The sequence below is a fragment of the Acidicapsa borealis genome, assembly GCF_059115245.1.
Map to the genome: position 1 here is coordinate 5,522,281 of NZ_JCACNY010000001.1, position 11,671 is coordinate 5,533,951.

At 57.7% G+C, this 11,671-nt stretch carries 4 protein-coding genes; 1 reads left to right on the forward strand and 3 read right to left on the reverse strand.

Features of this window, described 5'->3' with window-relative positions:
• Nucleotides 1-52 precede the first annotated feature (52 nt).
• On the reverse strand, nucleotides 53-4,324 hold the full coding sequence (locus AC5S27_RS22590) for a HEAT repeat domain-containing protein (protein WP_493936812.1): 4,272 nt from the start codon (nucleotides 4,322-4,324) through the stop codon (nucleotides 53-55).
• 314 nt (nucleotides 4,325-4,638) lie between these two features.
• Between AC5S27_RS22590 and AC5S27_RS22595 the strand changes: the two genes are divergently transcribed.
• The gene (locus tag AC5S27_RS22595) at nucleotides 4,639-6,342 is read left to right on the forward strand and encodes a DUF885 domain-containing protein (protein ID WP_493936813.1); all 1,704 of its coding nucleotides are present in this window, start codon (nucleotides 4,639-4,641) and stop codon (nucleotides 6,340-6,342) included.
• Between the two features lie 90 nt (nucleotides 6,343-6,432).
• Here the strand turns inward: AC5S27_RS22595 and AC5S27_RS22600 are convergent, their stop codons facing one another.
• Together AC5S27_RS22600 and AC5S27_RS22605 are read right to left on the reverse strand one after the other, a co-directional pair.
• On the reverse strand, nucleotides 6,433-7,791 hold the full coding sequence (locus AC5S27_RS22600) for an alpha-L-fucosidase (RefSeq protein ID WP_493936814.1): 1,359 nt from the start codon (nucleotides 7,789-7,791) through the stop codon (nucleotides 6,433-6,435).
• A 141-nt stretch (nucleotides 7,792-7,932) separates the two neighbouring features.
• Nucleotides 7,933-11,409, reverse strand: coding sequence for a carboxypeptidase-like regulatory domain-containing protein (locus AC5S27_RS22605; protein ID WP_493936815.1), 3,477 nt, complete (start codon nucleotides 11,407-11,409; stop codon nucleotides 7,933-7,935).
• Nucleotides 11,410-11,671 lie beyond the last annotated feature (262 nt).

Genomic DNA, 11,671 nt, shown 5'->3' on the forward strand with positions numbered 1-11,671 from the left:
TTGAGCCGCCAACTCCTTCAATCATGCCTCATTCTGAAATTCGTTGGAGGTTCTATCTCGACGCTTTCGTCGTCTCCAGACGACCGCCGCGGATCCACTCCAGTATCGTGCGGTACTGATCGCTGGATTCGTTGCCGTGCCATCGCTGGCCGCCGTTGTGCGTGGCCAGGTAATCCCCAACATCCCCCGCGCTGTCAGTCTGCCGTGTCGGCTTGATCAGCAGAAGACTCTTATCCGGAGCAGCGATGTTCACCACGCGCATTGCGTACTTGTAATTCTCTTTGCTGTCCTGATCGGAGAAGACTCCATCCGCATTAGGCGGCTCCAGCTTGAAGATCACATGGCTCGCATGGCAGAACACGCAGGCTTTTCCGTCGCTGCCGGGCTTGGCCAGAATGGGTTCCACCTTGGTGACAAAGTAGCGGAAGTCGAGCACCGAGCCAGGCTGCACATCCTGAAGTGCGTCGTTCAGATTCTTACCCTTCAGGATGCTCGTAGAGATCAGTTTGAGGCGCGGATTGGTTGAGCTTTGCAACTGGTTCATGGCTGCCTTGAAGTCCGGCCGCTGCTCGGCGCCCCTGACCTTGCGCAGGGTATCCATTGCCGCTGCGCTCACGTTCGCATCCGGATTCAACAGGGCCGCCAGCACCGTATCCACCACGATCGGATATTCCAGCGGCTCTTTGATTCTGACCGCAGGAGCATGACCGTTGAGAAAGTCCTGATCCTGAGAGACGGCGCCGCCTGAGACACCGATGTGCTTCTTCAGGAACTGCGGATTACTCGCCTCCTCCATCAGAATTCTCAACGCGGCAGGGTTCAGGCCGGCGAATGCGGCGTTCACCGCCGGAGCCGTCTGGGGATCACCCAGAAAATGCTCGAGCGAGACTCGCATCGCAGCACGCTGAACGCTGCTGTCGTACGAATTGAGATTCGAAAGCACCAGCACCTGTAGCTTCGGTTCATGCATCAGCGCGGGGAAGGATGACGCCGCATCCAGGATCTGCGCATAATTTTCCGGCTGCGGAGATTGCTCCAACTGCGAGCGCAGCGTACTGAGAATCTCCGGCTGCTCCTGCCATGGCGAGTTCTTGGAAAGCGACGCCAGAAGCGGCAGCACGACGGCCCGGCTATCTGGATTTCCATGCTTGAGAATTTCTACTACCTTGTGGACCAGGCGCGGATCAGGAGCTGCGGGGGAGTCAAGATTCAGCACGCCTCGCTGTCCGCCCTCGTAGACGTAACGAACTGTGTCGCGCACATCGGCACTCTTGTCTTCCGAGAGATCCAGCGCAGCCAGCGCGAAACGCGCATCGCCAGCTTCGCTAAGTGTGCTGCCGGCCTTCAGCACCTCGATCTTCATCGAATCATCTGCGCCCTTCAGGCACTCAAGCAATGATTCTTCCAGCTCCGGCCCTGAGCTCTTGAAGAAATGAATCAGGTCGCTGTCGTTGCCGATGCGCGTCTGAAAGAAGCCATTGTGCACGTCGTACTTGAAATCAACAGCCTCCCGATACGGTGAGTATTCATAGCCGGGCCGGTGCAGGTCGGGAACTCCGGTGATGTACTTGGTCAGCACCGCCGGCAACCCGATGGACACGGTGTCAGCCTTGAGCTGAGGCAGAGCATAGTGGCGGATATGAAAGTCCCACAGCGCGTTGAGAATGCCTTCGCGGCCCAGCGGCGTTCCATTGCGCAAGACCTTTGCAAGTACCTGCGCCTGATCGCGGACTACGGCTTCGTAACCGGTGCCGATGCGCTCCTTGTCCTCATCCTTGGCACTGGCACGCACCCATGCAGACAGGTAGCCCGTATTCTCGTCCAGCAGGTTGTAGACGCTCTCCTGCAAACCGCGGCGCACCATCGCGTCCGTCTCCGTGTTCAGCCGGGTTGCAAGCGCCTCCAGCGTTCCGCGGCGAACTTCCTGCTTATCGACCTGCCAGTAATACCAGCGCCAAACGCCACCAGCGGCTTCGAAGCGTACGTAAGGCACAGGATCGTTCAAATCGCGCTCCAACGCGGCGAGCAATTGAGGATCGTCGGTCAGTTCACGGAAGTGCTGATTAAAGACGCGTGCGGCGCCCCAGCGCGTTCGCGCGTCCGGTGAGCCCAGCGCAGCAGCGAGCAGCTTGCGGCCCTCTGGAGCGGCCTCCTGGCGCCGGGAAAGTACCATGCGTATCGCGTAGGCAGACGTGGTCTGCACCATCTTGGTTGGATCACCAAGAGCCTTGATGAGGACCGGCATTGCTCCCGCATCGGCCATGTGGCCCAGCGCACGAGCAGCGGCCTCGCGGGCCAGCGGCTGATCGCTATTGGCGAGAACATCACGAATCTGGCGCAGTTGCGCTTCCGGAGCAAGATCCCAGAACTGATCGAGCTGCTGCAGCAATAACGGCAGATCGTTCATCGCGAGAGTCTTCGCCGGCGCTGGATACGCAGCATCCCAATTCTTCGCTTTGGTCGGCCCCGGATACAAAGTCGAAAGCGCCATCACAGCAAACTGCGTGGCCCGGAAAGGCGTATTGAACCCCTGATACACCGGATCACCCTCCCAGCTCCCTTCGGGCCTCTGCGCGGCCAGCATCGCTTTCACTGCGCGATCGAGATGCTCGTCACTTTCCGGGCGACGTCCCGCTTCCGCCAGCGCAAGCACGGCGTTGTAAGAGACGAAGTCGGCTGCCTTGGCCTTCTTGTCAAAGGGATAAGGCCAGCCGCCTTCGGGCGTTTCGTATTCATAAAGCTTGGCGATGAGCTTGTCGATTTCAGGTGCATACTTCTGTCGGTTGATCTCTGAAAGCAGCATGATGCGCCAATTCAAATCGATCACGTTCTTCGGCTCGTAAGCCAGCGCCAGCTTCTCGACGTGATCTCGCTCCGTGATCCACTCCGGCTTGTGTGTCTCGTTGTAAGCGAGGTTGAATGTCTGCCAGCTCTGCGAGGCAATTTCGAACGGACTCACATCCGGCTCGCAGCCATCGGCCTCGTCGCCCGGCATTACAGTCAACCCCTTGTAGTGAATCTTCAGGTACTCCGCATAGGGCAGATCGAATTTCTTCCTCGGCGCATCGTGCGTGACGTTCTGCTCGAAGGAGTGCGCAATCAGTGGCAGACGGCTTGCCTCGGTGCGCGCGGTGTAGATGATGCGGACCCAGTTCACGCCAGGCTCGCCATAAAGCGGCCGGGTGTTGTTGTAGATCCGGTCCGTCAGGAACTCAAGCCCTGCACGCTGCGTTGGAGCATAACCTTCTTCGACCGCCTTCAAATAACCGCGTGTGGTGAACTGCGCCGGATGGCAGGCAATGCAAAGCTGCGTCTCCGAGTGCTGCATCGTCGTGCGCATTGCGATTGCGCCCCGGCGTGGCGTGTTCGACAGCCAGCTGTCGCCCATGTTCACCAGGAAGTCCATTCCTGCCCGCACCGCGTCATGCGGATCTTTATTCGGTGGAACCGGATACTGATATGTGTGGAGTTGATAGCTGGGATGATTCGCGGCTACGCGAACGTAGTATTCCTGCCCCGGCTTCAAAATGCGGGTACGGAACTTATAGAGGCCGGGGTAATTCTGCGTAGCCTCCACCTGGTACACAAATTGCCCATCGGTAAAAGGCACCACGTCCTGTTGTTCGCCCGATCCCTTGCCCAACTGAAAGATATCGACGTCGAACGGAACATCGCGGTCGGTCACATTCAATACAAAATAAACGAGCCGAGGCTGCTTCTCGCGGAACGTAAAGCGGAACCACTGGAAGCCTTTGACCATCGCAGCATAACCGTCTTCGCTCTTCGACGGAGCATAAGGCCGCTCATCGTCGCTGCCAAAGATCGTCTGACCCAATTCAAAGCTCTGAGCCTGCTGCCACGAGCCGTTGGGCGACGCTGCGATGACGCCGCGCGTCAGGTCGATTGCGCCTTTTGGCAAGGAAGCCGAGCTCTGCAGAATCCTGCTGAGGGACGTGCCAATCTCGGGAACCTGCGAAGAGGTGGATGAAGAATAGCTCACCGTCACCGGGCCAGCTTTTCTTGGACGGATCGTCAGGTAAAGATCAAGGTCCGCACTGTGCAACCACTTGGACTCGATCTCACCCTGCGCATCCTTGATCGTGACCCGCACGGCGTCCGTCCCTTTCAGTTGAGCAGGGTCCTTCACCGCAAGGGTCACTCCATACAGCGCATCTGCACGTGCTGTGCCTAAGGTCACCTGTGCAGGCTGCGCCGCGGGGTTGGCGTGGACAGCGTTTCCGTGCGAAACAACACCATAGAGAGCCCATGCCAGAAAGGGCACTGGAACGACCATCCAACTAGCAACGCGGCGACCTGTGATCATCGGCACCCGGACCCCCATCTTGTGTTTGTAGCTGAGCGGGAAATCACTCGCGGATATCAAAGCAGAAACTATATATCCATTGGGGCAGGCCGGGACACACCCATTTTGCGCGCCGGCAAATCTCCCCTTCATGGCCCGTGAATCGATGAACGATGCGAAAGACTCCTGCTACCGAGAGCACGCCCACCGAGTACGAAGCATAAGGGAACGAAGGCAAAACCTTCCGTTCTGCTAGCCTTGTACGCATGCGTCCTCACGTGTTGGTTTGCTACGTTCTATCGTTGGCTGTCTCCTCGCAACTTGGGTCTGCCCAGGTGTCTGCCTCTGTCGCGTCGCGTCTCGCGGCTCAGAACGCTCTCTTTGACGATTCGTGGCAGGCCACGCTCAAGATGAGCCCCACGCTGGCCACTGCCGTCGGCGACTACCGCTACAACGATCAACTCGGCGACTTCTCGCTGGCCGCCTCTGCTGCCCGTCATCAGCGGGAGCTGGAGGATCTAACACGCATCAAGGCCATCGATCCTGCCGGCTTCCCTGAGCAAGACCTGATCTCGCACGACCTCTTTCTCCGCCAACTGCAGCAGCGCATCGAGGATTACGACCTCAAAGAGTTTGAGATGCCGCTCAGTGCATCGGGCGGAGGAGGAGGCATTCATGCGAATCTCGCGGACCTCCCTCTTGCCATGCCCTTCGACTCCGTCAAGCATTACGAGGACTACATCGCGCGCCTGCATCAGATCCCAAAGGCCTTTCTTCAAACCGAAGATGTGCTTCGCGCCGGTGTGAAGGATCACCTCGTCCCCGTCCGCTTCATTGCCGAAAAAATTCCAGCGCAAGCCGAGGGCGTGATCGCCGCCAACCCTTTCCTTCTGCCCCTCAAGAAATTCCCGGCCAGCTTCTCAGACGCGGATAAGAAGCGCCTGACGGACGAGATCACATCCACAGTCAACAACGAGGTCTTTCCTGCATACAAGCAGTTCGCCGCGTTCGTTACCAGGGACTACATCCCCTACACGCGCACCACGCTCTCGATCAACTCGCTTGGGGGCGGCAAACGCCGCTATCAGGCCACGCTGCGACGCTTCACGACCACGGATCTCACCGCGGCTCAAATCCACGAGATCGGTTTGAAAGAAGTCGATCGCATCACCGGTGAGATGGCAGCACTCGCCAAAGCGAATGGCTACAAGGATCTCGCCAGCTTCCGCGACCACATCGAAAACGATCCCAAGTATCAGCCTTCCTCTGCGGACGCGATCGTCGAAGACTTCCGCAAGTACATTGCCCAGATGCAGCCTCGCCTGCCGGAGCTCTTCAACCTTCTGCCGAAAACCGCAGTTACGGTCGAGCCGATACCACCCTTCCAGGCCGCAGCTGCAACTCACTACCAGGGTGGAACTCCAGATGGGAAACGCCCGGGCCGCGTCTCGGTTGCGGTGTCAGACCCAACGCATCGTAGCTTCATCAATGACGAAGCCGTTGCCTATCATGAGGGTGTTCCCGGCCACCATCTGCAGATCACGATTCAACAGTCGCTCACCGGTCTGCCCGAGTTCCGTAAACACGGTGGCAACTCCGCCTACACCGAAGGCTGGGGACTTTACGCCGAAGAGCTTGGCAAGGAGATCGGCTTCTATCAGGACCCCGGCTCCGATTACGGTCGTCTTCGCTCGGAGTTATTTCGTGCTGTGAGACTCGTTGTCGATACCGGCATTCACGACATGGATTGGAGCCGCGATCAAGTAGTGGATTACATGCGCAAATCCCACGCAATCGACGAGCCCACCATCCAGGCTGAAACGGATCGCTACATCTCCGGCCCAGGCCAGGCCTGCAGTTACAAGCTTGGCCAGCTGAAGATTCGCGAACTCCGAGACCGAGCCAAGCAACAGTTGGGCACCAGGTTCGATCTCAAGGCATTTCATGACGAGATTCTGTCGGGCGGCGCGCTGCCTCTTGATGTGCTCGACGCCCGCATCAACCGCTGGATAAAGGCCCAGGGCACTTCCGCCAACTGACATCGAGGGCGCGCAGTATCAACGAGGGCACCTTGTCTAATTGCAAGTAGAAAGGACAGGCGCGAGGGAACCATCCTCGCGCCTGTCCCGTTAAACACCCATGCGTGGTTTATTGATGCGGACAAAGTCCGTATCCTGATGCGGCTCAGAGTCGCATTCAATCGCAATCGTAGTCAGCGGCCAGTCCGGGGCTTCCATGGGCAAGCCGTTGAAGCGAGCCCGGTAATCATCCTGGGTGAATGCCACGGTTTCCCCTGTCTTCACGAGCTTCGCCGACTTCACCTTGCACTTCAGACCGGAGATGGCCACATAATCTCCCGGCCAGTAGTGCACATGCATGAAGAGCGTGTTGCCCTTACGAGTAAAGCTCGCATACATGGAGCTCCGCACCTGGCACACATCGGTCTCGTAGATCGTATGCCCATTCACAGCAAGCCACTCGCCCACTTCACGCAGCGCGTTGACACTCGGTTCAGGAATAGAACCATCCGGCTTGGGGCCAATGTTGAGCAGGTAGTTGCCATTGTCGCGTGCGCAGGTGATGAGGTTGCGCAAAATGGTTCGCGAGCTCTTCCACTCATCATCAGCGGCCTGGTATCCCCAGCTGTCGTTCATGGTCATGCAGGATTCCCACGCCCGCCCATCCTTCGAAGCAACGATCTCCTGCTCCGGCGTCGAGAAGTCGCCTTTGAGGCCATTGCGATTGTTCACGATGATCTCAGGCTGCAGCTTGTACACCATCTCATTCATCCGAATCGATTCCCAGCCCTTGGTGTCGAGTGGCCAGTCAACGTCATACCAGAGCACATCGATCTTGCCGTAGTTAGTCAGGATTTCGCGGATGAGTCCGTGCGTATAAGCAATGAACCGCTTGCGGGCTTCCTCGTCGGTAGCGCACTTGGCGCCATCCGGATGATGCCAGTCCATCAGCGAGTAATAGAACCCGACGCGCAAGCCCTCAGCACGCGCAGCCTCAACGTATTCACGAACGACATCATGCCCAGGCCCCTGCTTGACGGCGTTGTACTCAGTCAGCTTCGTATCGAAGTTACAGAAGCCTTCATGATGCTTGGTGGTGAGCACCATGTAGCGCATGCCTGCCTGCTTGGCCAGCTTCGCCCACGCTTTCGCGGCGCCAACGCGTGGATGAAAAGTCTTCGCATGCGCGGTGTACTCGCCGATGGGCACAGCTTCCATTTCCATCTCCCACTCATGGCGGCCAATCGTGCTGTACACGCCAAAGTGAATGAACATCCCGAAGCGAGCCTTCTGCCACCAGATAAGCCGCTGCGCCCGCGTGCTGTCGCCCGGCTCCGGAGCATTGCTCGTTGCCTCCTGTGCGGCGGCAGCCACGGCTTTCGCGGGAGCGGTTGCGGCGGTCAAAGCGACCACGGATGCGCCAGCACCCTTGAGCAGATTGCGCCTAGTCAGTGACGTGTGTTCCTTCATCAATAATCTCCTCAGTCGTTTGGTGGATGTGCTCATGGTGGGGCACGCAGTTGCTTTGCGTGCGCAAGAAAGAACGCGGCCGACCATACAGGCTCGACCGCGTTTGACCAGAGTAAGCCGGAGGGTGAGTCCGGCCAGTGTTTAGAATACGATCTTGCCACTCACCTGCAATTGCCTGCTTGAGTTGGCCTGACTTGTGACCACCCCGAAGTTATTGCTACTCACGTCACTATTCGGGATGCCATAGATCGGATGGTTGGCAAGATTAAATGCTTCAGCTCTGAACTCAAATTTCTTTTCATGCCAGATGGGGAAGGATCGAATGACCGATGTATCGATATTGATCCACCGTTGTGCCTGCAGCGTATTTCTGCCTGCATTGCCAAAGGTATAGAGTTCAGGAAGGGCGAAGGCCTGCGTGTTAAACCACTCACCGCGCGTTCTCTTGCCGAGTTTGGGATTCCCGATTTGATTCGCTCGCTGTCCTCCACCACCGATGTTGGCTCTGTCCTGACTATCCTGCGCAGTGAAGGCTTGCCCATTGCGCCAGGTGAAGATGTTGTTGATCTGCCAGTTGCCGAGAACGTAGTCTGCAAACCGGTTATTGGTTGAGAAACGCTTTCCCCTACCCACTGGAATCTGGTACAGGGAGTTGGCCGAGAAGACATGCGGGATGTTCGTCCCAGCGATACCACGCGACGCCTTGGGATCGTAGGGATTCTGCACAACCAGCCCTTCTACTCCGTACCATCCGTCGTCCTCAGCCAGAGACTTCGACCAGGTGTAGGCAATCTGGTAGGAGAAGCCACTGGTGTAGCGCTTATCCAACTGCACCTGAAGGGCATGGTAGCTTGACGTGCCAATGCTTCGGTCGTAGAACGTGGGAATGCTATAGGGATAGAGAGCTCTAGGCTGGATGTCCCCAGGGCCGGGAGTGAGCGCAGTGTTGTAGAGACCACCAATGTTGGTCCGGTGTGAGCCGGAGCCTACATAGTCGATGCGGAGCGCAAGCGAAGTTCCAAGTTGCTGCTGGATACCGAAGTTCCACTGCTCCGAATACGGGTTCTTGTTGTGCGGATCGGCAAACCACTGGTTACTGGTGAAGGGCGTTGCGGGCGGGAAGATTCCAGCGCCTGAGTTGCCGAACGGATTCTGCGCATTGACGTTGGGGGTCAACTGGGTGGACGTGGGCACGTTGGTGAGGGTCGAGGCGATCAACTGCCCCACGTCGGGCCATGAGCCTTCATAGTTCTGAGCCGTTTGGGTGACTGCGGCCCATTCATCGAAGACGATACCAAAGGCGCCATGCACGACCATCTTTTCGTTGACTTTGTAGGCAAAGCCCAGGCGAGGTCCAAAGTTCGAATTGACGTTGTGGTTGATGTGGCCAGTCTGACTCACAATGACATGAGCGGGCAGCGTGCCGTCGCCAGGGATACACGGCGCGAAGCCACGCTCGGCGCAAGTGGGCGGCAGCTTCTGCACGATGTAGTTACCGCTGCCAAAGTCCATGTCACCGGTTTCGGGCCCGCCATGCTCGCCGATAGTTGCGTTCGTTCCATAACCAGGCTTGAAGGCATAGTCATAGCGCAATCCGATGTTGACGGTGAGCCTGCGCGTAGCCTTCCAGGAGTCCTGAATAAAGGTACTCAACAGGCCACCCGGCGTTTCCTGTTCATTCACATCACGCCGGCTGGCGCCATTGTTGGGAACGTTGAGAAGGAAGGAAGCCAGTGCATCGCCAGTCGAGCCGCTGGCCTGAGGATTGCCCGTTTGCGGTTTATCGAATCCAAGACCAATCTGAGCCAGCGGGCTGGAGAAGTTGGCAGTGGCATAACCCGCACCGAACTTCAGTTCATGACCTCCCAGGATGCGCGTGTACGTACCGCGTACTTCATGGGTGTCGTTCGCCTTCGGGGTAAAATCGACGCTCTCACTGCCGTTCGAGTAGCCATTGATTCCGGGCCCTGGCAGGAGAGATCCGCCCTTGAGTGCAGTGAAATTGCCTACAAAGGTGTCAGAGAAGCCGACCGTTGTCAGGATGTCCGTGACCGACTTGGTAAACCGGGTCTCTGCATTATCCGAGACCGTGACACGTGCGTACTGCACCTGCAGGAACTGCGTAGGTCCAAAGATGTGACTAAAGCTGCCGCCCCAGTTGCGGGCATCGATTTCATGGTGGGTCAGAAGCCCCGGCAATCCCCCAGAGGAATTGACAGTGCTGTTGATGAAGCTGTAGCGGAACCAGCCCGAATCTTTGCTGCCGAAGTTCTGGTCACCGCGGACGTTGAATTCGTTCTGCTGCTGAGTCAGGGGCGTGGCGTCGATAGCGTTGGCCGTGCAAACACCATTGCTGCTCTGCAAGCATGGACCCGCTGCAGGAAAGACAAACTTGGCGTAGGCGACCATGCGTTGATCGATCAGGTTCGCAGGAATCTGATTTCCTTCGAAGGCAGGACGGGTGTATGAGCCGCATGGATTATCGCCGACTGCCACGCAAGTGGTGGCATACGGATTGTAGATCTGCTGCTGGCCGTTGTCGGCGATGTTTCCAGCCAGTTCTGCATCTGTCGGAACGAATAGGAAGTTGTTGCTGATTCTCGAGTAGCGATACCCCTGGTATGCGCCGAAGAAGAAGCTCTTATTCCGTCCGTTGTACAGCTTGGGGATCCATACTGGTCCGCCTGCCGCTGCGCCGAACTGGTTCTGGTGGAACGAAGGCTCTGTCGAGAAGTAGGGTTCTGCGTCGAATGCCTTGTTGCGAAGATATTCCCAGGCTGATCCGTGCAGGTCATTGGTGCCGGTTTTTGTAACCGTGTTCACCACGCCGCCGAGTACACCGCCAAATTCGGCGCTGTCGGTGTGCGAAACGATCTTGAATTCCTGGATCGCATCAATGATGGGCGCTACCGCATAGGTGCTCTCAATCGCGCTGTAGTTGTACAGACCGTCCAGCAGGAAGAAGTTGCTGCGGTTTGTCTGCCCGTTGATGGCAGGGAAGGAATAATCCGATCCGATGGCAACCGCCGCACCGAAACCGCCGCCGCCCGACATACCTGCGTTCTGGCCCACCATGATGGGGACGACGCCGGGAGTCAGAGCCAGAAGCGCGGTGAAGTTGCGGCCGTCGAGCGGGAGCTCATTCACCTGTTTGGTCTCGATGACCGTGCCCAGGCTGGCGCCGGAAGAATCCAGCTGGGTTGCAGCTGAGTCAACCGTGACAACCTGCGTGTCCGTTCCAATCGTAAGAGTGAAGTCGAAAGCTGCGACTTGGCCGACAGCCAGGACGAACTCCGCGGTCTTTTGCGGTGTGAATCCAGTCGCGGTGGCACTGAGAACGTACCGGCCAGGATTGATGCTCGGAATCGCGTAATCGCCCGAACCGTTCGTGAGCGTCGGATGCTCGACAGTGGTGTCGACGTTTGTCAGAGTGACCGTCGCGCCCGGAACTACTGCTCCCTTGGGGTCTCTGACCACACCGTTGACCGAAGCGGAGGAGACCTGCGCTTGCACCGTGCCTGCCGTTAGCAGCACGAGAAGGATGAGAAGACCGGCTTTATACATTCCTGAGACGAAGCTCTTGATTTGCCGGGAGGTTGCTGATTCAAAACCTTGCATGTTTGACCTCTCTTACAGGGGCGATCTTGTGAAACGGCCTTATACCGACTGCCATCGGGTCAGAATCCGGACAGTTCAGACTACGGTAACTTTTGCGCATACCTTTTTCGAACGGAGCAAGTTGTAGTGAAATGCCGCAACGGTTGTCAAGTGGAAATCTCAACCCTTCGATTGATGGGGGATTCCGCTAACTGTTGGAGGTTCCCGGGACAGGCGGCTCTGTGGCCCAGTCGTGCGGAATGAAAGCCGGAGTTTGGCGCGT